This window comes from Streptomyces sp. NPDC016851 (assembly GCF_055562795.1).
Genome location: NZ_JBVHEP010000031.1, coordinates 78,734 through 101,025 on the forward strand (window position 1 = coordinate 78,734; position 22,292 = coordinate 101,025).

Sequence of the window (22,292 nt, forward strand, 5' to 3'; positions counted from 1 at the left end):
CCGGTTCAGTGGCGACGGGTCGGTCGGCTTCGGCCTTCCGGTTCAAAGGAGGAGGAGGCGGCGGGTTGCTGATCGCCGCGTGTCCGGTAGAGGAGGGCGAGGTGGTCCTGGAGTCGGGCGTGGCGGAACTGGTAAACCGCGCCGGCCTGGCGCAGCATCCCCCGCTGATGCGCGTCGTCGAGAAATGCGGTCAGGGCCCAGGGCAGTCGGCCGGTCATCGGCAGCCAGAAGCGCGAAAGGATCAGCCATCGGCCCCAGGCGTCCGTGCTGAGCCTGACCACGAAGCCCCACACGAACCCGCCCACGAGCGCGTTGTCAAGCCCGCCCACGAGCCCGAAGCCCAGCCCGAACGCCAGGCAGCCCACGCATGACTGGAAGACCGCGTTCTTGCGGTTGGCGGTCAGCAGCTCGGACGGGCTGGGCGCGGCCTTGATGTCGGTGGGGATCTGGAGCGCGAACACCAGCCCGAACACCAGCCCGACCACGAGCCCCAACCGGGGTCCGCCCCAGAGCAGGGACAGGAGTATGTCCAGCAGCCCGAATGTGCGCCGCCAGGCTATGACCTGGCTTGCCAGCAGGGTGGCGAGCCCGCTCGCGAGTCCGATGACGAGCCAGGCCGCAAGTCCGAACATGACCCCGTCCGCGACCTGTTCCAGGAGTTGTCTTGCCCGGCCGCGGACTCGTAGCTGTATGCGCGAGGGCTCGCGTCCTTCGGACCGGAGCCCGAACCGGATCCCGAACGCGAGTCCGGCCACCAGCCCCGCTGCGAGTCCGCTCACCACCCCGTACACGAGCCAGGCCCGGAAGCCACCCGAGAACGCGAAGGCATATCCGACCACGCCGTCCCCGTCCCAGCCCAAGTGCGCACGCACGATGGTGAACCCGATCACGAGCCCGTTCGCCAGCCCGTTCGCGAGCGCGGCGGCGAGTCCGAGCACGAGCCCGCCCACGAGCATCCGTGTCGGGCGGGTGATGGTGTTGCCCAGGTGCCACCAGGCGAGGTCCGTGGTGCCGAGCCGGTTCTGGTGCCAGGCGAGGTAGCCGAGCCAGTGTTGGACGCGGTCGGGGTCCCAGCTCCGGTATCGGAGACGCCCGGAGCGCTGGTCGAGGGGCGGGTGCTGGTAGACGGCGGGAACGAACGCGCCCAGGAGGTGATCCTCCAAGGCTTGACGGGTTCCGAACCGATGGGCGTCGAGCAGCTCGCCGGGGTCGCGGTCCGGGGTATCGCTGTAGATGGTGCGGGCGAGGACGACCATCAGGGGGGTGGACAGCACCGCGGTGAGGTCGGCCTCTGCCGGGCTGCTCGGACAGTCCCGCAGGCGGGCCAGGACCGGGTCCCACACCGTGGTGGTGCCGCCGCCGGCGGCGGATTTGCGAGTCGTGCGGGGCAGATAGTCGACCAGGTCGGTCAGGGTGAGGGCGTCCAGTTCGATGCCGGCCGCGGCGGTCAGGACGTCGGCTGCCGCGACAGCGGTGGCGTACTCGTCGGTGCGGCTGGTCAGCAGCAGCGGCATGCTGGTGGCGTTCAGCGCTTCCAGTGCGGCACGGTGCAGCCCGTCGGCGACCTCGTCGAACCCGTCGAGCACCGGCAGGATGCGGCCGGCCTCGACCAGGGCGGCGGCCATGCTCGATCCGGTGGGGCCGGGCGAGGCCAGACCGGGGTGGTCGCGCAGGAGTTGGTCGGTCAGCCAGTCCCGCAATGAGGTGGTGGTCGGGTTCCACGACCCGAGGCCGAAGGTCACCGGTATGAGGCCGGTTCTGGTGCGTGCGTCGAGCAAGTCGAGGACGAACCGCAGGGTCAGGACCGTCTTGCCCGAGCCGGCCCGGCCCAGGACCACCAGCCGCCCTGACGGGATCCGCTGGTAGACGTCGACGACCCGGTCCAGTCGGCCGGTCAGGGCCAACGGGCCGAAGGTCACCCCCGCTGAGCCACGACAGATGTTGGCCCAGTGATCCGTCAGGGACTCGGGTGCAAGGTGCCACCGCACCGGCAGCGGGAACGGGTCATGCACCCGCCGCCGTTCCACCTCCCGCCGCCACTGCGCCGCGACCGCCTGAGCGAGCTGGTCGGCCGCCTCCTCCCACTGCGGGTTCTGCTGCGAAGCGCTGAGGGCCGAAGCATCGTGCCGGGCCGGCGAAGACGCCGACGCCCCGTGGTTGATGGTGACGTCGCCCACGACCCGGCCGATGAAGGTGCCCGAGCCGTGGTTGTGCTGGTCACCCGTTTCCCGGCCTTGTCCGTCAGTCACCGTGAGCCATCGTGGTTGATGGTGAGCCCTCCGATCACATCGCCCGCGATGAACGTGCCTGACCCCTCATTGCGCTGCACCTGCACGGCGGGGACAGAGGACCGGGAAGCGGCCAGAGAGCGCAGCTCCGGCAGGACTTCGGGACGGCGTTCCGCCTGGGCGGCGAGGAGTGACGCCAAGGCGATGCGCAGATCGTCGTCGGCAACACCCCGCGACAGTGCCCCCAGTGCCGCATCGCGCTCGTCCTGGCTACCGTGCCGGAACAGGCGGTCGACTATCGCACGGGCGCGGCCCCATCCCAGGCGGACGGCGTCGGCGAGAATCGTCGCCGCGGCACCGGTGGCGACGGCGAGCACTTCGGGGTCAGGCATGACCGCATGATGGCATGTCATCAACTCAACTGCCGGGGCTTTCAGTTGAGCCGATATGGCTGTGAACCACTGGGGGTGCAGCGAAGTCTGCCGCCTCGCGGGTTCGGGCCCGTCAACGGAGCTGCGCGGCGAACGCCGCGTGTGCCCGCCCGTCGAAGAGGACGAACCTGACCTCCTCGACCGCCGTGTCCGCTGCCCGTACGGTCTCCACCGCGATGCGCGCGCCGTCGTCCATCGGCCAGCCGTACACGCCCGTGGAGACGGCCGGGAACGCGACCGTGCGGGCGCCGAGCTCGTCGGCGACGCGGAGGGACTCGCGGTAGCAGGAGGCGAGGAGGGCGGAGCGGTCCTCGGTGGCGCTGTAGACGGGGCCGACCGTGTGGATCACCCAGCGGGCGTCCAGGTTTCCGGCGGTGGTGGCGACCGCCTGACCGGTGGGCAGACCCTTGCCGTAGTGGGAGGCGCGCAGCTTCCGGCATTCCTCCAGGATGGCCGGGCCGCCGCGCCGGTGGATCGCTCCGTCGACTCCTCCCCCGCCCAGCAGCGAGGAGTTGGCCGCGTTGACGATGGCGTCGACGCTCTGGCGGGTGATGTCGCCCTGGACCAGTTCGATGGTGGTCATGTCTGCCTCAGTCGCTTCCAGACGGCCTTCGCCGCGTTGTGCCCCGACATGCCGTGCACGCCGGGGCCCGGCGGGGTCGCCGACGAGCAGATGAAGACGGCCGGGTGCGGCGTGCGGTAGGGGAACAGGGTCGGTTTGGGGCGCAGCAGGATCTGCAGACCGGAGACCGCTCCGGAGGCGATGTCGCCGCCGACGTAGTTGGCGTTGCGGGCGGCGAGTTCGGGCGGACCCGCCGTCGCGCGGGCCAGGACGCGGTCGCGGAACCCCGGGGCGAACCGCTCCAGTTGGCGCTCGACGGCGTCGGTGAGGTCGCCGGTCCAGCCGTGCGGGACGTGCCCGTAGGCCCAGAAGACGTGCTTGCCCGCTGGGGCCCGGGTGGGGTCGACGACGCTCGGCTGGACCGTGATCAGGAACGGCTTGTCGGGGGCGCGGCCCTCCCGGGACGCCGCGCGCAGGGCCGCACCGATCTCCGCGCGGTCCGCGCCGATCTGCACCGTGCCGGCGACGCGGGCCTCCTTCGCGGTCCAGGGCACGGGGCCGTCCAGCGCGTAGTCGATCTTGAAGACGCCCGGTCCGTAGCGGAAGTCCGCGTAATGGTTGCCGAAGCCGGCGATGCGGGCCAGGGCGGTGGGTGAGGTGTCGAAGACGTACGCGCGGGCCGGCGGCAGGTCGTCGAGGCGCTTGACCTCGTAGTCGGTGTGGACGCTGCCGCCGAGGTCGCGCAGGTAGGCGGCGAGGGCGTCGGAGATGGCCTGGGAGCCGCCGCGGGCGACGGGCCAGCCGCGGGCGTGCGCCGCCAGGGCGAAGACCAGGCCGATGGCGCTGGTGGCGAAGCCGCCGAGCGGCGCCATGACATGCGCGACGAGCCCCGCGAACAGCGTCTTGGCCGGTTCGTCGCGGAAGCGGCGCGTCAGCAGGGTCGACGGGGGCAGGCCGACCAGGCCGAAGCGGGCGAGGGTGACCGGGTCGCGGGGCAGCGCGGTGAGCGGCAGGGACATGAAGTCGCGGGCCAGCACGTCCCACCTGGGCAGGAAGGGCTCGACGAGCCTGCGGTACGTCCCGGCGTCACGCGGCCCGAAGGAGGCGGCCGTCTCGCCCACCGACCGGGCCAGCACGGCCGCCGAGCCGTCCGGGAAGGGATGCGCCATGGGGAGCTCGGCGTGCAGCCACTCCAGGCCGTAGCGCTGGAGCGGCAGGGCGCGGAACGCGGGTGAGTTGATGGCGAGCGGGTGCGCCGCGGAGCACGGGTCGTGCCGGAAGCCCGGCAGGGTGAGCTCCTCTGTGCGGGCACCGCCGCCCACGGTGCCCCGGGCCTCGAACACGGCGACGGAGAATCCGCGGCGGGCCAGCTCCACGGCCGCGGTCAGTCCGTTCGGCCCCGCACCCACTACGACGGCATCGAGCATCGACGGCACCTTCGGACCCCTTCGTCAGCCGACGGCCACTGAGGATCAGGATAGGCCCGGGGACTGACAGTCACCGGCCGCGGGGGGAATCGCGCGGAAACGGCACCCGGAGCGCCCCTTGGGCGACGGGGCGCGCACGGTCCGTGACATTCATTCTCCGCTCGCCAGCAGTGCCGCCACCCGGCGGGCCGTGGCCGCGTCACGGGCCGCGGTGAAGGGCAGCTCGTTGCCGCCCGTGATGCGGAACGGCTCGCCCGAGCGGGTCAGGTGGGCGCCACCCGCCTCCTCGACCAGGAGCAGACCGGCCGCGTGATCCCACGCGGCCTCCCAGGAGAAGGCCACCGCGTCGGACTCGCCCCGCGCGATGGCGAGGTACTCCAGTCCGGCCGAGCCGCAGGCGCGCGGTGCCACACCCTCGGTGCGCAGGCCGAGCAGGGCGCGCTTTTGTTCGTCCGTCGTGTAGTCCGGGTGGGAGGTGGCCACGCGGAGGTCCCGGCCGGGCTCGGGCACACCGGCGAACAGCCGCTCTCCCCCGAGGTAGGCGCCCTTGCCCCGCTGGGCGGTGGCGAGCTGGTCGCGGGCGGCGGCGTAGGTCCAGGAGGCGAGCAGGGTGCCGCCGTGCGCCAGCGCGACCAGGGTGCAGAAGGCCGGTTCGCCGCGCACGAACTGCCGGGTCCCGTCGACCGGGTCGACGATCCAGACGGGGGCGTCACCGCGTATGGCCTCGTAGGACGCCGGGTTGGCGTGGACCGCCTCCTCTCCGACCACGACCGAGCCGGGCAGCAGGGCTCCCAGCGCCTCGGTCAGGTACAGCTCGGCCTTGCGGTCGGCGTCCGTGACCAGGTCGTGCGGGCCGGCCTTCTGGTCGACCTCGTGTGCGGCGAGGCGGCGCCACCGCGGCATGATCTCGGCGGCGGCCGCGCTGCGGATCGCCTCCTCGACGTCGGAAGCGTGCTGTGCGAGAAACTCTTCGATGGTTTCGGTGCTGTCGATCACCCCTCCATCACAACACGCGGCACTGACAATCCCCACCCGCCCGGTGCACTCCGGGTGGCGTCACGATGAACAGCGACGGGGCCGCGCGGGCTCCACGGCCAGGGCGACTCGGCGGTTTCACCGCCCGACCGCGTAACCCTGCATGCCGCGCGGGTTCGCCGCCGCCGACAGGACGCCCGTCTCCGGATCCCGCGCGACCGCGCAGAGCCGGCCCTCCGACCAGGGGCCGCCCACGGTCACCTGGTGGCCGCGCCGCCGCAGCTCCTCGACGACGGCCGGGTCCGTGCGCGACTCCACGGTGACGCTCCCCGGGCGCATGCCGCGCGGGTAGAAGGAGCCCGGGAAGCTGTCGTTATGCCAGTTCGGGGCGTCGATCGCGCCCTGGAGGTCCAGGCCGCCGCGCACCTCGGCGCGCAGCGCGACCGCCAGGAAGAAGTGCAGCTGCCACTGGTCCTGCTGGTCCCCGCCCGGTGTGCCGAACGCCATGACGGGCACGCCCGCGCGCAGGGCGATCGAGGGCGTCAGCGTGGTGCGGGGGCGGCGGCCGGGGGTGAGGGAGTTGGGCAGGCCCTCCTCCAGCCAGGTCATCTGGAGCCGGGTGCCGAGCGGGAAGCCGAGTCCGGGCACGACGGGGTTGGACTGGAGCCAGCCGCCGCTGGGCGTGGCCGAGATCATGTTGCCCCAGCGGTCGACGACGTCGAGGTGGCAGGTGTCGCCGCGGGTGGTCCCGTCGGCGGTGACCTCCGGTTCGCCCGGCACGGGGGACGTGGGACTCTTGGCGACCGTCGGCTCACCGATGCCCAGGGCGTCGTAGCCCTCCTGGGCGGCGGCCGCCACGCGCGCGTGCGCGCACAGCCGCGGGGTGCGTCCGCCGGGGCTGCCGGGCCGCAGGTCGAGACCGGCCCGCTCGCCGACGAGGGCGCGGCGGTCGGTGTTGTACGGGTCGGACAGCAGGTCGTCGAGCGGCACGTCGGCGGCGTCCCCGTACCAGGCCTCCCGGTCGGCCATGGCGAGTTTGCAGTTCTCGACCAGCAGGTGGACGTAGTCGGCGGAGCCGTGGCTCGGCAGCTCCGGCGGGAGCAGGGCGAGCTGCTGGAGGAGGACCGGGCCCTGGCTCCAGGGGCCCGGCTTGCACACCGTCCAGCCGTTCCAGTCGTACGACACCGGTGTCTCGTAGGTCGCGGACCAGCCGGCGAGGTCGGCGGCCGTGAGGGTGCCGGTGTGGCGTTCGCCGCTGGTGTCGAGGGTGGGCTGCCCGGCCTGCCGTACCAGGGCCTCGGCTATGAAGCCGCAGCGCCACACCTCCCGGGCGGCCTCGATCCGGGCCTCCCGGTCCCCCGCCCCCGCGGTCTCGGCGAGCAGCCGCTTCCAGGTGGCGGCGAGCGCCGGGTTGGCGAAGAGCTCGCCGGGACGCGGGGCTTTGCCGCCGGGCAGGTAGACCTCCGCCGACGAGGTCCATTCCGTCTCGAACAGCTCGCGTACGGTCTCGACGGTCTCGCCGACGCGTTCCACGGGCGGGTGCCCGTGCTCGGCGTATCCGATGGCGTACTTCAGGACGTCGGGGAGGGACTTGGTGCCGTGGTCGCGCAGCAGCAGCATCCAGGCCTCGAACGCGCCCGGCACGGCGGCGGCGAGCGGCCCGGTGCCGGGGACGAGGTCCAGGCCGAGGCCCCGGTAGTGCGCGACCGTCGCCCCGGCCGGTGCGACGCCTTGCCCGCACAGCACCCGCACCTCGCCGCCGGCCGGTGCGAGCAGGATCGGCACCTCGCCCGCCGGGCCGTTGAGGTGCGGCTCGACGACATGCAGCACGAACGCCCCCGCCACGGCCGCGTCGTAGGCGTTGCCGCCGTCCTCCAGGACGGCCATGGCCGACTGCGAGGCGAGCCAGTGCGTGGAGGACACCATGCCGAAGGTGCCCTGGAGGGTGGGGCGGGTCGTGAACATATGACCTCTCATCTCGTTCACCTGTTTGCCGGTGATCCCCCTTCCCTACCCCGGCTGACGGAGCGGATAGCGGGATGCTGGTGACACCATGCGGATGTTCTGTGTTCTCGCCGTCCTGGTGGCCGCGAACCTGCTCAACAATTGGCTCGCGCCCGGCGCCTACGTACCCACCTGCGTGGCCGCGGCCGCCGCGCTGCTGCTGATCGCCCGGTGGGACGGTCTCACCCGCGCCGATCTCGGGCTCGACACTGCCGCCCTGTACCGGGGGCTGCGGTGGTCATCGGTCCTGGTGGGGGCGGTTCTCGCCGTTTTCCTGGTCGGGCTGGCCCTGCCGGTGACCAGGGAGGCTTTCGACGACGAACGCGCCGCCGGCCTGACGGTGGGGGAACTGCTGTGGCGGGTGCTGATCCGTGTGCCGGTCGGCACCGTGCTGCTGGAGGAGATCGCCTTCCGCGGCGTCCTGTGGGTCATGGTGCGGCGTCGGCGCGGTACCGCCTGGGCCACCGCGGTGTCGTCATCGCTGTTCGGGCTCTGGCATGTGCTTCCCTCGCGCGGGCTGAGCCGGGCCAACGAGGCCGTGGCGGTCCTCGGCACCGGACCGGCGGGCATCGCGCTGTCGGTCGCGGCCGCCGTGGTCGCCACGACCGCCGCCGGGGTCGTCCTGTGCGAGCTGCGGCGCCGGTCCGGGAGTCTGCTGGCGCCCGCTGCGCTGCACTGGGCCCTCAACGGCTTCGGCTACGTGCTGGCCTGGGCCGGACCTCGATGGAGGGGCGCGGGGGACGTGCTGTGAACGTCGGACAGTGCCCGCGTCAGCCGTGGGATGTCGTGCCGCCGAGGACCTGCTCGCGGAGGATGTTGGCGTGGCCGCAGTGCTGGGCCAGTTCGCGCAGTGTGTGGAGGTAGACCCAGCGCAGCGGCAGCGGGCCCCGGCGGTTGCCCAGGAGGAGGTCGTCCAGCGTCAGCCCTGCCGTGGCGCGACGGGACGCCGCGCAAGCCTGCTGGTAGGCGTGCTGGACCGAGGCGATCGTGTCGTCGTCGCGCAGGTCGAAGGACTCGTCGGGCGAGTCGGGAATGCCGATCTCGGCACGGGACCGGCAGGTTGTCCCCTCGTCGAACCAGACCTTCTCGACGAACGTGGCGTGCTTGACCAGGCCGAGCAGGGTGGTCTTGGACGTGACCAGTGACCTGCGTGCCTGCTCCTCGGTCAGTCCGTTCAGGCTGTCGTGCAGCGCGGAGCGATGCTCATCGAGGAACGTCTCGAACTGGTCGCGGAGCGTTGCGTGGAAGACGGCGGGTTCCGTGGACGGCTGGAAGACCATGTCCGCAACGATAGGCCGCCCGGCTCCTGTGCGACCGGCGCGATGACAAACCACCCAGTGGTCGCCGAACCGGCCGAAACCCCGACCGTCGACAGTGAGTCACCGTCACCGCGCAGGCACGGAGCGAGTTCGCACTTCCGCGTCACAGGGAGTCATGTGAAACTGTCGTCCCGTCCGCCGTCCCCCACGAGAAGGGCGCCGTGCGTTCCCTACCTCTGCCCCTGGCCCTGACCGCACGCCTGTCGCCGGTGGCCGTGCTCGCCGCGGCGGGCTGGGCTCTGTCGTCCGGTCCGCTCGCCGCGCCGCAGGCCGCCGAGCACAAGCCGGCCGACGAGAAGACCGAGACCCAGTCCGCGTCCGCCCCGTCGACATCGACGGTGTCGAAGACCTACTCGGCCGCGCCTGCGCCCTGCGAGAGCGTCGCCAAGAAGACGGTCGAGTCGCTGGTGCCGGGTGCCAAGACAGCGGGGAAGGAGATCCCGTCCACGGACTCGGAGCTGCGCCGCACCTGCTCCTGGAACGCGCTCAAGGGGTACAACTACCGCTGGCTCGACGTGTCCTTCGAGGTGATGGAGTCGGACGAGGCGGCCGAGAAGGCCTACAAGGGCCGCACCGAGGAGAGCAGCGGTGGAGGCGCCATCCCCGGTCTCGGTGACAGCGCGTACTCCATCGTCAACCTCACCACCGAGAAGAAGCAGCAGACCCGCGAGGGCCAGGTTTTCGTCCGCGCGTCCAACGCGCTGGTGGTCATCACGTACAACGGCAGCGACTTCGAGTCGAAGAAGGCGCCGAGCACGGACACGATCAACAAGGGCGCGATCAAGGCCGCGAAGGAAGCGGTGGCCGCGCTGGAGGGCGGCAAGGGCTGACCGCCCTCCAGGGTCCGCGTCCGCGTCCGCGCTCAGACGATGGTCCGGTCCCGGCCTCGTGCCGCCATCAGCAGCAGGTACAGCAGCATCGACGTGCCCAGGCCCACCGCCCAGCCGTAGTCGGCCAGATCGGCCAGGGCCGGGATGGGGCGGCCGTCGATCAGCGGCTTGAAACTGGCGCCGCCGACGGCGAGGACGCCTCCGACCGCGAAGGCGACGACGGCCCGCCAGTTCCAGCCGCCCTCGTACCAGTAGCGGCCGCCCGTGCGGTACAGGTCGGCGAGGTCGAGCCGGGCGCGGCGCAGGATCCAGTAGTCGGCGATGAGGATGCCCGCGACGGTGCCGAGCAGGCCGCCGACCAGGCCGAGCCAGGTGAAGATGTAGCCCTGCGGGTCGGAGTACAGCTTCCACGGGAAGATCAGTACGCCGAGGACGCAGGTGGCGAGGGCACCGGCGCGGAAACTGATCTTCCGGGGCGCGATGTTGGAGAAGTCGAACGCGGGTGAGACCAGGTTGGCCGCGACGTTGACGGACAGCGTCGCCACCAGGACGGTGACGAGGGCGAACAGCAGGCCCACCGTGTTGTCGGTCTTGGCCGCGAGCTGTACCGGGTCCCAGATCGCCTCGCCGTAGACGGCCTGCGAGCCGGAGGTGACCATCACGGAGAGGAACGCGAACAGCGTCATCGTCGTCGGCAGACCGAGGGCCTGCCCCCACGTCTGGGCCTTCTGGCTCTTGCCGTAGCGGGTGAAGTCGGGGATGTTCAGCGACAGCGTGGACCAGAAACCGATCATGCCCATGAGCGCCGGAGCGAACAGCTTCCAGAAGTCCGGGCCCCAGCCGAGCTTCGACGGCTGGTCGAACAGCGGGCCGAAGCCGCCCGCCTTGTCGCTCATCCACCACAGCATCACGAACGCGCCGACGAGCACGAAGGGCGCCGCCCAGTTCTCGAAGCGGCGGATGGTCTCCATGCCCCGGTAGATGATGACCACCTGGAGCGCCCAGAAGATCGCGAACGACAGCCACATCGTCCAGGCGTAGCCGCCGACCTTCGCCGCGTCCGTCCAGCCGCTGCCGACGAGCTTGCCGGCCAGGAAGAAGATGGCCTCGCCGCCGATCCAGGTCTGGATGCCGAACCAGCCGCACGCCACCAGCGCCCGTACGACGGCGGGCAGGTTGGCCCCGCGGATGCCGAAGGAGGCACGGGCGAAGACCGGGAAGGGTATGCCGTACTTGGGTCCGGCGTGCCCGGTGAGCAGCATCGGTATCAGCACGATCACATTGGCCAGGGCGATGGTGAACACCGCCTGCTTCCAGTCCATGCCGACGGCTATGAGTCCGGAGGCCAGGGTCCAGGAGGCCGTGTTGTGGGCCATGCCGACCCACAGCGCGGAGAAGTTGTACGTGGTCCAGGTGCGCTTCTCGACGGGGACCGGCAGCAGGTCCTCGTTGGCGTAGGGACCGGTCGGTGCCGGGGCGCCCGGGGCGATCTCCACCCGGCCGTCGGCGAGGGTGACTTGGGTGGTCGGCGGCGGGGCCGCGGGGACGGTGTCGGTCATGGGCCAGGCCAATCGTGGAGGTGGGACGGGAAAGGCCATGCGGGTGACGCCGATGGGGGGGTGCGCTCGGGAGCGCCCTGGGCCCCCTCCCCGGGCCGGCGGGAAGGGGGAGATCGAAGGGAGTGGTGCGGAGGTGGTCAGCCGTTGACGGCCGGGATGACCCGCGATCCGTACGTGTCGATCACGGCTTCCTGCGCGTCGTGCATGTCGTAGACGGCGAACTGGTCGACGCCGAGGGCGCGCAGCGCGGTCAGCTTCTCGACGTGCTTGTCGACCGGGCCGATCAGGCAGAACCGGTCGACGATCTCGTCGGGCACGAACTGGGTGTCGGGGTTGTCGGCGCGGCCGTGGTGGGAGTAGTCGTAGCCCTCCCGCGCCTTGATGTAGTCGGTGAGTTCGTCGGGGACGGCGGCGGAGTGCTCGCCGTACTTGGACACCAGGTCGGCCACGTGGTTGCCGACCATCCCTCCGAACCACCGGCACTGGTCGCGCGCGTGGGCGAGCGCCTCGGGCGAGTCGTCCTCGGTGACGTAGGCGGGGGCGGCCACGCAGACGGTCACCTCGGACGGGTCCCGGCCGGCGGCGACGGCCGCGTCCTTCACGGCCTTGACCATGTACTCGGTCAGATACAGGTCGGCCAGCTGGAGGATGAACCCGTCGGCCTCCTCGCCGGCCATCTTCAGGGCCTTGGGGCCGTACGCGGCCATCCACACGGGGAGTTCGGCGCCCGGCCCGATCCACGGGAACCGGACGACCGTACCGCCGCCGAGGTCGGCCTCCTGGCCGCTGCCGAGGGCCCGGATGACCTTCATGGCCTCGCTGATCCGGGCCAGCGTGTTGGGCTTGCGGCCGGCCACGCGCATCGCCGAGTCGCCGCGGCCGATGCCGCAGACCGTGCGGTTGCCGTACATGTCGTTGAGGGTGGCGAAGGTGGAGGCGGTGACCTCCCAGGTGCGGGTGCCCGGGTTGGTCACCATCGGCCCGACCTTCAGTTTCGTGGTGTTGGCCAGGATCTGGCTGTAGATCACGAACGGTTCCTGCCACAGCACGGCGGAGTCGAAGGTCCAGCCGTACGAGAATCCGTTGCGTTCCGCGCGTTTCATCAGGCTGATCACCCGCGAGGCCGGCGGGTCCGTCTGCAGGACGAGTCCGAAGTCCATCGGCACCACTCCTAGTTGAGGTACTGACAGGTGGAACGCGGGGTGAAGACGCCGTGCCCGGCGTGCCCGGTGTACTCCCGCTCGGTGATGACGGGTACGCCGCGCGAGAGGACCGTCTCGACCCGTCCGGTGACGCGTTTGCCCTCGTACGCCGAGTAGTCGACGTTCATGTGGTGCGTGTCGGCCGACATGACCTGCTCGGCGTGCGGGTCGTAGATGACGACGTCGGCGTCGGCGCCCGGCGCGATGGTGCCCTTCTTCGGGTAGAGGCCGAACATCCGGGCGGGGGTGGCGCAGGCGATCTCGATCCAGCGGCGGCGGGAGATGTGCCCGTCGAGGACGGCCTGGTGGAGCAGGTCCATACGGTTCTCGACGCCCGGGAGGCCGTTGGGGATCTTGGAGAAGTCGCCGCGGCCGAGTTCCTTCTGGCCGACGAAGCAGAAGGGGCAGTGGTCGGTGGAGACGACCTGGAGGTCGTTGGTGCGCAGACCCCGCCACAGCGCGGCCTGGTGCTCCTTCGGCCTGAGCGGGGTGGAGCACACGTACTTCGCGCCCTCGAAGTCCGGCTCGGCGAGGTTGTCGGTGGACAGGAACAGGTACTGCGGGCAGGTCTCGCCGAAGACGGGCAGTCCCTCGTCGCGGGCCCGGGCCAGTTCGGCGACCGCCTCCGTCGCCGAGACGTGCACGACGTAGAGGGGTGCGCCCGCGACCTGGGCGAGCTTGATGGCGCGGTGGGTGGCCTCGGCCTCCAGGAGGGCCTTGCGTACCTCGCCGTGGTAGCGGGGGTCGGTCTCGCCGCGGGCCAGCGCCTGCTCGACCAGGACGTCGATCGCGATGCCGTTCTCGGCGTGCATCATGATCAGTCCGCCGTTCTCGGCGGAGCGCTGCATGGCGCGCAGGATCTGGCCGTCGTCGCTGTAGAAGACGCCCGGGTAGGCCATGAACTGCTTGAAGGAGGTGACGCCCTCCTCGATCAGCAGGTCCATCTCCTTGAGCGTCTCCTGGTTCACATCGGAGACGATCATGTGGAAGCCGTAGTCGACGGCGCAGTTGCCCTCGGCCTTGGCGTGCCAGGCGTCCAGGCCCTCGCGCAGGCTGTGCCCGACGCCCTGCACGGCGAAGTCGATGATCGTGGTCGTGCCGCCCCAGGCGGCGGCGCGGGTTCCGGTCTCGAAGGTGTCGGAGGCGAAGGTGCCGCCGAAGGGCAGCTCCATGTGGGTGTGGGCGTCGACGCCGCCGGGGATGACGTACTTTCCGCTGGCGTCGATGGTCCGGTCGGCGGTGAAGGCCTCGGCGGCGGGGGTGCCGGAGGCTGCGAGGGCGGCGATTCGGCCGTCCTCGATCAGGACGTCGGCGTGGATCTCGTCGGATGCGGTGATCACCAGGCCGCCGCGAATGACTGTACGGCTCATCGGTCGCTCCTCACGGTGTGCACGTGACGGTGGTTCGTGGCTGGTCGCGCAGTTCCCCGCGCCCCTGAGGGCACGTCCCCCACGGACGTCTCAAGGTGCTGTCAGTGGCCCGTACGCCCCCGGCGCCCGGTCCCTGTAGAACTGCCAGCGGTCGCGGACCTCTCGGAGTTTGGCCATGTCCAGGTCGCGGACGACCAGTTCGGGCTCCTTGTCGCTGGCGACCTCGCCGACGAACTGGGCCTCCGGGTCGACGAAGTACGAGGTTCCGTAGAAGTCGTTGTCGCCGTACTCCTCGACGCCGACCCGGTTGATCGCGCCCACGAAGTACTCGTTGGCGACGGCCGCCGCCGGCTGTTCCAGCTGCCAGAGGTAGCCGGACAGGCCACGGGACGTGGCCGAGGGGTTGAAGACGATCTCGGCGCCCGCGAGGCCGAGCGCGCGCCAGCCCTCGGGGAAGTGGCGGTCGTAGCAGATGTAGACGCCGACCTTGCCGACGGCGGTCTCGAAGACCGGCCAGCCGCTGTTGCCCGGGCGGAAGTAGAACTTCTCCCAGAAGCCCTGGACCTGCGGGATGTGGGTCTTGCGGTACTTGCCGAGGTAGGAGCCGTCCGCGTCGATCACGGCGGCGGTGTTGTAGAGGACGCCGGGCTGTTCCTCCTCGTACATCGGCAGGACCAGGACGATGCCCAGTTCCCTGGCGAGGGCCTGGAAGCGGCGGACGATCGGGCCCTCGGGGATCTGCTCGGCGTACTCGTAGAAGGCCGGGTCCTGGACCTGGCAGAAGTACGGTCCGTAGAACAGCTCCTGGAAGCACAGGACTTGGGCGCCCTGCGCGGCGGCGTCGCGGGCCGCCTGCTCGTGGACCTGGATCATCGACTCCTTGTCGCCGGTCCAGGCGGTCTGGAAGACGGCGGCGCGGATCACTCGGCTCATCGGGACCTCCGGTCGCTCGGTGTGCCGTGAGCCTAGGAAGCCGGGACGCGCTCTTTGAGTTGCACCGTGTCACGTCTGCGGGCGTGCGGCGTGTCACCGTGTCACTCTGCCGTGAGCCCATGTTTCACCGCCGTTTTCCCAGGTGGTCGCGTGTTTCACTGCTGTTGCGCGTCGTGCGCGAGGAGTGCGATGTGCACCGAGGCGGCCTGCTCGAAGTCGTCGAGGTCCACCCCGAGGCGGACCTGTATGGATTCCAGGCGGCGGTAGAGGGCGGGCCGCGAGACGTGGTGGAGCTGGGCGGTCCGGGACTTGTTGCGGCCGGTGGCGAGGTAGGTGCGCAGCACGGACAGCAGGTCCTCCTCGGTCTCGCACAGCAGCCCGTCCAGCTCCCGCTCCGCGAAGGACTGCACGTGCGGGTCGTCGCGCAGCAGGCGGATCAGGCCCCGCAGGTGGACGTCCCGCAGGCGGACGACCAGCGGGAGGTCCAGGGCGGCGACGGAGTCGGCGACGGCGTCCGCCACGTGCCGGGCCTCGCGCAGCCCGGCGGGGACGTCGTCCCAGGCGGTCCGGGGATCGGCCGCGGCGACGACCGTGCGGGCCGGTCCGGACTCGGTGCGCAGCCGGGTCGCGAAGTGCGCGGCGAGGGCGTCCGCGTCCTGGTCGCGCGGGAGGCTGAGCAGTACGGCGGTGGCTCCGTCGGCCAGTTCGGCGACCAGCCCGGGCAGGCCCAGCAGCCGCAGCAGCCGGTCGAGCCGGGGGGTGTCGCCGTCGCGGACGACCAGCGGCACGAACGTCCGCCGGTTGACCGGCAGCCCGGCCGCGCGCGCTCGGGGCAGCAGTTGCCGTGCCGGTACGACGCCGCTGACCAGGTCGGTGAGCAGGCTCTGTGCGGACTGCTCCTCCCAGGAGCAGGCGGCGGCGCCGCCGAGCATGCGGTGCAGGACGAGGGCCTCGGCGGCGCGGTCGGCCAGCAGCCGTCCGGTGGCAGTGTCGCCCCGGTAGCCGCACAGCACGATCCGGCCCCAGCGCTCCCCGCGTCCGCCCAGTTCTGCCCGGATCCAGCCGTCGCCCTCGGTCCCGCCTGCCTGCCGGGCGATGCGCTCCCAGTCGCGCAGTACGTCGTCCACCGCGGGCCGTTCCCCCGCCGTGCCGAGGACGCGGTGGGCGAGGTTGGTGACGACGACGGGGCAGGCGCTGTGCCGGGCGACCTCGTCGAGCAGGCGTTGCAGCGGGGCGCCCGCGGTGATCAGGGCGGTGAGTTCGGTGCGGACGGCCTCGGAGAGGCTGACGGCGGCGAACTTGCGCCGCACGAGCCGTGACTGGACCTCCTCGGTCAGCTCGGCGAAGGGGAAGGGCCGGTGCAGGACGACCATCGGCAGTCCGCACCGCTCGGCCGCCCGGCGCATCACGGCCGGTGCGGCGGGGAAGGCGCGGCCGAGTCCGAGGACGACGGCGGAGGCGTCCGCGCGGTGCAGCGACCGGACGTACTCGGCCTGTTTCTCCTCGTCGCCGGCGAGCAGCACCCCGGTGGTGAGGACCATCTCGCCGCCGCTGAGCATCACGCCGACGTCGGCGGCCTCGGCGACGTGCACCCAGCGCACCGCCCGGTCGAGATGGCTCGCGCCGGCCACCACCTCGGGCTCCCCGGCGAGCACCCGCTCCAGGGTGAGGACCTGCCGGACCGACAGCGCGGGTTCCAGGGAATCCAAGGTGATGGTCATGGTGCCGTTCCCCTGTTCAGTTCACTGCTACTGGATGCTCCTCAGAGCGTTCTCGAGGATCGCGGCGCCTTCCTCGGCCTCCGCGACGTTGAGGGACAGCGGCGGGGCGACGCGCAGGGCGCTGGTGTTGTGGCCGCCGCCCTTGCCGATCAGCAGGCCGCCCTCGCGGGCCGCCTCCAGGACGGCCGCCGCGGCCTGCGGGTCCGCCTCGTCGGTCCCCGGCTTGGTGATCTCGATGCCGATCATCAGCCCGCGTCCGCGCACCTCGCGTACGGCCGGCACGTGCGCGGCGGCGGACCGCAGCCGCTCGATGAGCAGGCCGCCGACGCGCCGTGCGTTGCCCTGGAGGTCGTGTTCCAGCAGGTAGTTGAGGTTGGCGAGGCCGGCCGCCATGGTGATCTGGGTGCCGCCGAACGTGGAGATGCTGTTGGAGTCGAGGCAGTTCATGATCTCGGAGCGGGCGACGACACCGCCGATGGACATGCCGTTGCCGATGCCCTTGGCGAAGGTCATGATGTCCGGCGGCCCGCTGCGCCCGTGAGCCTGCCAGCCCCAGAAGTGCTCGCCGGTGCGGCCCCAGCCGGTCTGCACCTCGTCGGCGATCCACAGGATGCCGCGCTCGTGCAGCACCTCGCGGAACGCGGCGTACAGCCCGTCCGGGGGTGCGGTGAAGCCGCCGACGCCCTGGACGGGTTCGGCGATCAGCGCGGCCGGGGGGCGGGTGTGGCCGAGCAGGTCGACGAGGTCGTCGACGCAGGCGGCGATGAAGGCGTCGTCGTCGAGATGGGCGAACGGGCCGCGCGTGCGCACGCCGCCGTGGACGTAGAGCGTCTGGAGCGGGGACAGGGAGGTCGGGGACCAGCCGCTGTTGCCGGTGATGCCCACGGAGCTGAAGGAGCGTCCGTGGTAGCTGTTGCGCATCGCCAGGACGGTGTTGCTGCGCCGGTACGTGGTGGCGAGCAGCAGGGCGGTGTCGTTGGCCTCGGTGCCGGAGGTGGTGAAGAAGACGCGGGCGTCCGGGATGCCGCTCAACTGGGCTACCCGCTCAGCGAGTTCCACCATCGGCCGGTTGAGGTACAGGGTCGAGGAGTGGACGATCCGCCCGGCCTGCTCGCTCACCGCCTTGGTCACCTCGGGCAGGGCGTGCGCGGTCATCGTGGTGAGGATGCCGCCGAAGAAGTCGAGGTACCGGTTGCCGTGGGCGTCCCAGACGTGACGGCCCTCGCCGTGGGTGATCTCCAGGGGGTCTTCGTAGTAGAGGGCGAGCCAGTCGGGGAGCACGGCCCGGTGGCGGCCCAGCAGGTCGTTGGTCACGGCTGCACCAGTCCTTCGTAGGCGTCGGGGCGGCGGTCGCGGTAGAAGGCCCACGTCTGCCGCACTTCTTCGATGAGGTCGAGGTCCAGGTCGCGGATCACGAGCTCCTCCTGGCTGTCGCTGGCGACGTCGCCCACGAACTGCCCGCGGGGGTCGACGAAGTAGCTCGTCCCGTAGAAGTCGTTGTCGCCGTACTCCTCCTGTCCGACGCGGTTGATGGCGGCGATGTAGTACCCGTTGGCGACGGCGGCCGCGGGCTGTTCCAGCCGCCACAGGTGGGACGACAGGCTGCGGTGGGTGGCGGAGGGGTTGTAGACGAGCTGGGCTCCGTACAGGCCGAGTTGCCGCCAGCCCTCCGGGAAGTGGCGGTCGTAGCAGATGTAGACGCCGACCTTGCCGGCCGCCGTGTCGAAGACGGGCCAGCCGAGGTTGCCGGGCTTGAAGTAGAACTTCTCGCGGAAGCCCTTGAGCTGCGGGATGTGGTGTTTGCGGTACTTGCCGAGGTAGGTGCCGTCGGCGTCGATCACGGCCGCGGTGTTGTAGTAGAAGCCGGGCTGCTCCGCCTCGAACACCGGCGCGACGATCACCATGCCGGTCTCGCGCGCGAGGGCCCGCATGCGCCGCACGGTCGGCCCGTCGGGCACGGGCTCGGCCCAGCGGTAGTGCTCCGGCTCCTCGACCTGACAGAAGTAGGGGCTGTTGAAGACTTCCTGGAAACCGATGATCTTCGCGCCCCGGCGGGCCGCCTCGCGGGCGTGCTCCTCGTGTTTCGCCACCATGGACTCGGTGTCGCCGGTCCAGGTGGCCTGGACCAGGGCGGCACGTACGACGTTGGCCATGAGCTGCTCCTTCGACGCGACGTCAGCGCCTCTACGCCCGTAGAAGCGGGCCGTAGAGCCACGAACGTAAGCCTCCGGCCCGGGCTTGCCAAGACCATCGTCGCCAACCCGCGGTGCCGGGCGCCATTCGCACTCCTGTGGGTGAGTCGCCGGGAGCACGGCATGCCCGGTCAGGCAGGGAATCCGGCGACTCGCAGGGCGTGCACGAGGTCCCGGCGGCGCTCGTCCGACATGCCCCGGGCGGCCTCCAGCAGGAGCGGTACGAGGGTCTGCGGACCGGGCTCGGCGCTGCGGGCCGCCTCCTCGGGCGTGCGGGCCGTGACGTACGCGTCGAGCAGCACGCGCACCTCGCGGTGACGTCCCTCGGCGACGAGTGCGAGGACGGCTTCTCCGATCTCGCCCGGGGGCCGGCCGACTCCCTGCCGCAGGATCTGCTGTCCGTCGCCCGCGCGGCCGGCCGCGGCCAGCGCGTCCGCCGCGGCGACCAGCCGCCCGGCGGGGAGCGAGCCGGCCTCCCAGAGCAGCGTCTGCCAGTCCGCACCGAGCCCGGCCCGCTCCAGTTCCTGCGCGAGCAGCGGGAACCGGGCCGGGGCCCAGGACGCGGCCTCGACCAGCAGAGCATGGGCCTCGCCGCTGCGGCCTTCCTTGCGCAGCCGCGCGAGGGCCTCGACGGCCCGCACGACGTCCCTCCGCTCCTCCACCCCGACGGCCGCGACCCGCGGCTCCGTGCGCTCCTCCCCCACGACTTCGTCGGCGGCCCCCGCGAACCGCGCACCACGCAGCTTACGGCGGCCGGTCACGGGGGCGGGTTCAGGAAGCAGTGGCACGGCAGCGGGCGGCACGACGACGGGTGCGGCGTCCTCCTCGACCATCCCGGCGAAACGGGCACTGCCGCGGCGGCGTTTGCGTTGCTTGGGGGTGAGGGGTTCGGCTGTGCCGACCCCGTCCCCCGGATACTCGCCGTCACGCCCACCGCTCCCTCGAACCGGAGCCGCGAACGCGCCGGAGGCGCCGTCAGACGCGGCCTCCCGGGAGGCCGCCCAACCTGCCTGATACTCCCGGTCACGGGCACCGGCCGCACCCTCCCGCGGGGCAGCCGCGCCGCCCGGATGCCCGCCACCGCGCCCATCACCCCCGCTGCCCGGAGCCGCGAACGCGCCAGGGGCCCTGCCAGACGCGGCTTCCGGCGAGGCGGCACGCCCAGCCTCGAATTCGCCGCCCTCCCGGACCTCGGCCCGACCCACCGGAGCCGCGAACGCGCCGGAGGCACCACCGGACCCGGCCTCCCGAAAGGCGGCACGCCCCGCCTCGAACTCGCCGCCCTCCCGGACCTCGGCCCGATCCAGCGGAGCCGCGAACGCGCCGGAGGCACCACCGGACCCGGCCTCCCGAAAGGCGGCACGCCCAGCCTGGAACTCGCCGTCCTGGGTGTCGGGCCGCCCGGCCGGGGCCGCCCCGGAGTCCGTATGGCGGGGGTCGTCATGGCCGGCCGCGCCCGTCGCGCCTGGCGCCGGGGCCTCGGCGTGCCACGGCGTGTCAGGCGTGCCCGGGTCATACGGGCCGCCAGGGGCCGATCGCATACGGCCGCTGTCCGGTGCCGGGCCGGCGGGCGTGTACCCGTCGGCCCTTACCGGCCGGCCACCGTCCGCCGCGGCACCAGCGCTTTGCCACCTGGCCGCTCCTGTTCCCAAAGCCCCGTCCCCAGCCGCACCAGGGCCCGCACTCCTACCCGTCCCTGCTCCCGAAGTACCCTCCGCCGCGGCACCGGAGCCCACCCACCCGGCCGGTCCTGCTCGCGACGCCCCGTCCGGCGCCCCTGCGCCTCCGTCGTTCGTCCCGGGGCGCCATGCGCCCGACCAGGCACCGTCGTCGGGTCCGCCTGACGTCGCGTCCGTGCCACTGGACGCGCCCGCGGGAGCCCCCGACGTGCCATCCACCCGTCCGTCGCCCCACACCCCGCGGGACACGCCCCGCTCGCGGCGGTCCAAGTCGGCCATCCGGGCCCGGAGTTCCGCGCAGCGCGCCGTCGCGCGTCGGTGGTCGTCGTGGGCCCAGGCGAAGTCGAGACGGAAGGCGTCGGCCTCTTCGCGGGTCGCGGCGGTGGCGAGGAGGCGGGTCAGTTCCGCCCGGCGTTCGGCGGCGTATTTCTGTTCGCGGAGCATGACGTCGAGCCGGTCCCCGAGGGCGTCACGGCCACCGGGCCGGGCGTCGTACGCGGCGAGCGCGGCGGCGTGCAGGGACCGGGCGCGTTCCGTCTCCGGGCCCGCGCCCCCCGGGCCGTACTGCCCGGCCAGGTCCTGCAACAGCGCCTCGACCACGTCCCACGGCGGCATCTCACGCCCGTCGAGACAGGCCCGCATGCCCTCCGGGTCACGCTGCCAGAACACCGCGCACCAGCCCCCGGACGGGTCCAGGCGTGCCAGCAGACCCTCCAGGTAATGCGCGAACTCCCGTACTTCACTTGGGAGTCGATCCGCCGTCATCGCTCAACTCCCGCCCGACCGGAGCACTCCGACCAGTAGGCAACACCAGTCGTGTTACAGCTGTGCTACGGGGAGTTTTCACACGCGGCGCAGGAGCCTCAGCACCGCGTCGTCAGACCGGCACCAGCACGCACCGCCCGGCCAACTCGTCCATCGACAGCCCGAGCGCGCCGGCCAGCGCGGCCACGGTGAAGAAGGCCGGGGTCGGAGCCCGACCGGTCTCGATCTTCCGGAGCGTCTCCGGGGAGACGCCCGCTTTCGCCGCGACCTCCGCCATGCTCCGGTCGCCACGCGCCTCACGCAGCAGCCGGCCGAGCCGTTCGCCGCGTTCGCGCTCTTCGGGGGTGAGAGGGGTGCGCACCATGCCACCCATTCTAATACCGGTATAGTAATTGGAATGGTTGAGCTGAAGACCGATGTGTCGATCGATGCGATGCACGAAGCGGGCCAGGTCGTGGCCCGCGCCCTGACGGCCGCGCAGAAGGCCGCTGACGTGGGCGTCTCCCTGTTGGAGCTGGACGAGGTGGCGCATGACCTGGTCTCCATCGACTTCGGCGCGGAACTGGGCGGCTGGGTCGGTGACTCGGCCCTCAGCTTCATCGTGGGCACCCCGCGCGAGGCCGACCTGCGCCTGATCGAGACCGCCGAGCGGGCCCTCGAAGCCGGCATCGAGGCCGCCGTCGTCGGCAACCGCATCGGCGACATCGCGCACGCGATCGGCACCGTCTGCCGCGCCGCGGGCTACGGCATCCCCGACGGTTTCGGCGGCCATGGCATCGGCCGCCGGATGCACGAGGACCCCGGAGTGCCGAACGAGGGCAGGCCGGGGCGCGGGATGCGCCTGAGGCACGGCATGGCGCTGGCGATCGAACCCATGGTCATCGCGGGCGGTATCGACACCTTCCACCCGGCCCCCGACGGCTGGACCCTGATGACGGACGACGGCTCCCGCGCGGCCCACGCGGAGCACACGGTGGCGATCACGGACGCGGGGCCGAGGATCCTGACCGCACGCTGAGATCACCCTGACCGCACGCTGAGATCTGCCGGGATTACCCAGGTACGCCCCGAAGGTGCCCCTTGTCCGCGATCGTG

At 71.8% G+C, this 22,292-nt stretch carries 19 protein-coding genes; 3 read left to right on the top strand and 16 right to left on the bottom strand.

Annotated elements, in window-relative coordinates; all coding sequences use genetic code 11:
• Nucleotides 1-5: 5 nt before the first annotated feature.
• The 6 genes from ACZ3I3_RS35930 to ACZ3I3_RS35955 all read right to left on the bottom strand — a co-directional run bounded on the left by ACZ3I3_RS35930 (nucleotide 6) and on the right by ACZ3I3_RS35955 (nucleotide 7,588).
• The gene (locus ACZ3I3_RS35930) at nucleotides 6-2,249 is read right to left on the bottom strand and encodes an NACHT domain-containing protein (RefSeq protein ID WP_467372004.1); all 2,244 of its coding nucleotides are present in this window, start codon (nucleotides 2,247-2,249) and stop codon (nucleotides 6-8) included.
• On the bottom strand, nucleotides 2,246-2,620 hold the full coding sequence (locus ACZ3I3_RS35935) for a hypothetical protein (protein WP_467372005.1): 375 nt from the start codon (nucleotides 2,618-2,620) through the stop codon (nucleotides 2,246-2,248). Before ACZ3I3_RS35935 ends, ACZ3I3_RS35930 begins: the two co-directional genes overlap by 4 nt.
• 112 nt (nucleotides 2,621-2,732) lie before the next feature.
• Entirely contained in the window at nucleotides 2,733-3,242 is a 510-nt protein-coding gene (locus tag ACZ3I3_RS35940) for an O-acetyl-ADP-ribose deacetylase (RefSeq protein WP_467372006.1), read from the bottom strand.
• On the bottom strand, nucleotides 3,239-4,648 hold the full coding sequence (locus tag ACZ3I3_RS35945; protein ID WP_467372007.1) for a phytoene desaturase family protein: 1,410 nt from the start codon (nucleotides 4,646-4,648) through the stop codon (nucleotides 3,239-3,241). Before ACZ3I3_RS35945 ends, ACZ3I3_RS35940 begins: the two co-directional genes overlap by 4 nt.
• A 150-nt stretch (nucleotides 4,649-4,798) precedes the next feature.
• The gene (locus tag ACZ3I3_RS35950) at nucleotides 4,799-5,644 is read right to left on the bottom strand and encodes an inositol monophosphatase family protein (RefSeq protein ID WP_467372008.1); all 846 of its coding nucleotides are present in this window, start codon (nucleotides 5,642-5,644) and stop codon (nucleotides 4,799-4,801) included.
• 117 nt (nucleotides 5,645-5,761) lie between these two features.
• On the bottom strand, nucleotides 5,762-7,588 hold the full coding sequence (locus tag ACZ3I3_RS35955; protein WP_467372009.1) for a gamma-glutamyltransferase family protein: 1,827 nt from the start codon (nucleotides 7,586-7,588) through the stop codon (nucleotides 5,762-5,764).
• Between the two features lie 88 nt (nucleotides 7,589-7,676).
• On the opposite strand from ACZ3I3_RS35955, the gene ACZ3I3_RS35960 reads away from it, so the two are divergent.
• Nucleotides 7,677-8,378 carry a lysostaphin resistance A-like protein gene (locus ACZ3I3_RS35960; RefSeq protein ID WP_467372010.1) on the top strand — a complete coding sequence of 234 codons (702 nt, stop codon included), beginning with the start codon at nucleotides 7,677-7,679 and terminating at the stop codon, nucleotides 8,376-8,378.
• Nucleotides 8,379-8,397: 19 nt separating this feature from the next.
• Here the strand turns inward: ACZ3I3_RS35960 and ACZ3I3_RS35965 are convergent, their stop codons facing one another.
• Nucleotides 8,398-8,907, bottom strand: a complete 510-nt coding sequence (locus ACZ3I3_RS35965) for a DinB family protein (protein WP_467372011.1) — start codon at nucleotides 8,905-8,907, stop codon at nucleotides 8,398-8,400.
• A gap of 200 nt (nucleotides 8,908-9,107) precedes the next feature.
• Between ACZ3I3_RS35965 and ACZ3I3_RS35970 the strand changes: the two genes are divergently transcribed.
• Nucleotides 9,108-9,776, top strand: a complete 669-nt coding sequence (locus tag ACZ3I3_RS35970) for a hypothetical protein (protein WP_467372012.1) — start codon at nucleotides 9,108-9,110, stop codon at nucleotides 9,774-9,776.
• Nucleotides 9,777-9,808: 32 nt separating this feature from the next.
• On the opposite strand, the gene ACZ3I3_RS35975 is transcribed toward ACZ3I3_RS35970, so the two are convergent.
• The 9 genes from ACZ3I3_RS35975 to ACZ3I3_RS36015 all read right to left on the bottom strand — a co-directional run bounded on the left by ACZ3I3_RS35975 (nucleotide 9,809) and on the right by ACZ3I3_RS36015 (nucleotide 21,570).
• Nucleotides 9,809-11,335 carry an NCS1 family nucleobase:cation symporter-1 gene (locus ACZ3I3_RS35975; RefSeq protein ID WP_467372013.1) on the bottom strand — a complete coding sequence of 509 codons (1,527 nt, stop codon included), beginning with the start codon at nucleotides 11,333-11,335 and terminating at the stop codon, nucleotides 9,809-9,811.
• Nucleotides 11,336-11,472: 137 nt separating this feature from the next.
• Nucleotides 11,473-12,495 (bottom strand): TIGR03842 family LLM class F420-dependent oxidoreductase, encoded by a 1,023-nt coding sequence (locus ACZ3I3_RS35980; RefSeq protein ID WP_467372014.1) that lies wholly within the window; start codon nucleotides 12,493-12,495, stop codon nucleotides 11,473-11,475.
• Nucleotides 12,496-12,506: 11 nt separating this feature from the next.
• Complete coding sequence (gene hydA / locus ACZ3I3_RS35985; protein ID WP_467372015.1) at nucleotides 12,507-13,907, bottom strand: dihydropyrimidinase; 1,401 nt, start codon at nucleotides 13,905-13,907, stop codon at nucleotides 12,507-12,509.
• Between the two features lie 90 nt (nucleotides 13,908-13,997).
• Complete coding sequence (locus ACZ3I3_RS35990) at nucleotides 13,998-14,840, bottom strand: nitrilase-related carbon-nitrogen hydrolase (protein WP_467372016.1); 843 nt, start codon at nucleotides 14,838-14,840, stop codon at nucleotides 13,998-14,000.
• A 155-nt stretch (nucleotides 14,841-14,995) separates the two neighbouring features.
• Nucleotides 14,996-16,561 (bottom strand): PucR family transcriptional regulator, encoded by a 1,566-nt coding sequence (locus ACZ3I3_RS35995; RefSeq protein WP_467372017.1) that lies wholly within the window; start codon nucleotides 16,559-16,561, stop codon nucleotides 14,996-14,998.
• Between the two features lie 27 nt (nucleotides 16,562-16,588).
• Nucleotides 16,589-17,875 (bottom strand): aspartate aminotransferase family protein, encoded by a 1,287-nt coding sequence (locus ACZ3I3_RS36000; protein WP_467372018.1) that lies wholly within the window; start codon nucleotides 17,873-17,875, stop codon nucleotides 16,589-16,591.
• Entirely contained in the window at nucleotides 17,872-18,714 is an 843-nt protein-coding gene (locus ACZ3I3_RS36005) for a nitrilase-related carbon-nitrogen hydrolase (protein ID WP_356925417.1), read from the bottom strand. Before ACZ3I3_RS36005 ends, ACZ3I3_RS36000 begins: the two co-directional genes overlap by 4 nt.
• 170 nt (nucleotides 18,715-18,884) lie before the next feature.
• Complete coding sequence (locus ACZ3I3_RS36010; protein WP_467372019.1) at nucleotides 18,885-21,197, bottom strand: DNA polymerase III subunit gamma/tau domain-containing protein; 2,313 nt, start codon at nucleotides 21,195-21,197, stop codon at nucleotides 18,885-18,887.
• Between the two features lie 112 nt (nucleotides 21,198-21,309).
• Complete coding sequence (locus ACZ3I3_RS36015) at nucleotides 21,310-21,570, bottom strand: helix-turn-helix domain-containing protein (protein WP_467372020.1); 261 nt, start codon at nucleotides 21,568-21,570, stop codon at nucleotides 21,310-21,312.
• A gap of 24 nt (nucleotides 21,571-21,594) precedes the next feature.
• Between ACZ3I3_RS36015 and ACZ3I3_RS36020 the strand changes: the two genes are divergently transcribed.
• Nucleotides 21,595-22,215, top strand: a complete 621-nt coding sequence (locus ACZ3I3_RS36020; RefSeq protein WP_467372021.1) for a type I methionyl aminopeptidase — start codon at nucleotides 21,595-21,597, stop codon at nucleotides 22,213-22,215.
• Nucleotides 22,216-22,292 lie beyond the last annotated feature (77 nt).

Bases quoted from the DNA above. Each gene is read 5' to 3' on its own strand.
- ACZ3I3_RS35975 (WP_467372013.1), bottom strand. From the start codon at position 11,335: ATGACCGACACCGTCCCCGCGGCCCCGCCGCCGACCACCCAAGTCACC.
- ACZ3I3_RS35995 (WP_467372017.1), bottom strand. From the start codon at position 16,561: ATGACCATCACCTTGGATTCCCTGGAACCCGCGCTGTCGGTCCGGCAG.
- ACZ3I3_RS35935 (WP_467372005.1), bottom strand. From the start codon at position 2,620: ATGCCTGACCCCGAAGTGCTCGCCGTCGCCACCGGTGCCGCGGCGACG.
- ACZ3I3_RS35960 (WP_467372010.1), top strand. From the start codon at position 7,677: ATGCGGATGTTCTGTGTTCTCGCCGTCCTGGTGGCCGCGAACCTGCTC.
- ACZ3I3_RS35940 (WP_467372006.1), bottom strand. From the start codon at position 3,242: ATGACCACCATCGAACTGGTCCAGGGCGACATCACCCGCCAGAGCGTC.
- ACZ3I3_RS35945 (WP_467372007.1), bottom strand. From the start codon at position 4,648: ATGCTCGATGCCGTCGTAGTGGGTGCGGGGCCGAACGGACTGACCGCG.
- ACZ3I3_RS36020 (WP_467372021.1), top strand. From the start codon at position 21,595: ATGGTTGAGCTGAAGACCGATGTGTCGATCGATGCGATGCACGAAGCG.
- ACZ3I3_RS36015 (WP_467372020.1), bottom strand. From the start codon at position 21,570: ATGGGTGGCATGGTGCGCACCCCTCTCACCCCCGAAGAGCGCGAACGC.
- ACZ3I3_RS35980 (WP_467372014.1), bottom strand. From the start codon at position 12,495: ATGGACTTCGGACTCGTCCTGCAGACGGACCCGCCGGCCTCGCGGGTG.
- ACZ3I3_RS35955 (WP_467372009.1), bottom strand. From the start codon at position 7,588: ATGTTCACGACCCGCCCCACCCTCCAGGGCACCTTCGGCATGGTGTCC.
- ACZ3I3_RS36010 (WP_467372019.1), bottom strand. From the start codon at position 21,197: ATGACGGCGGATCGACTCCCAAGTGAAGTACGGGAGTTCGCGCATTAC.
- hydA (WP_467372015.1), bottom strand. From the start codon at position 13,907: ATGAGCCGTACAGTCATTCGCGGCGGCCTGGTGATCACCGCATCCGAC.
- ACZ3I3_RS35965 (WP_467372011.1), bottom strand. From the start codon at position 8,907: ATGGTCTTCCAGCCGTCCACGGAACCCGCCGTCTTCCACGCAACGCTC.
- ACZ3I3_RS36005 (WP_356925417.1), bottom strand. From the start codon at position 18,714: ATGGCCAACGTCGTACGTGCCGCCCTGGTCCAGGCCACCTGGACCGGC.
- ACZ3I3_RS35990 (WP_467372016.1), bottom strand. From the start codon at position 14,840: ATGAGCCGAGTGATCCGCGCCGCCGTCTTCCAGACCGCCTGGACCGGC.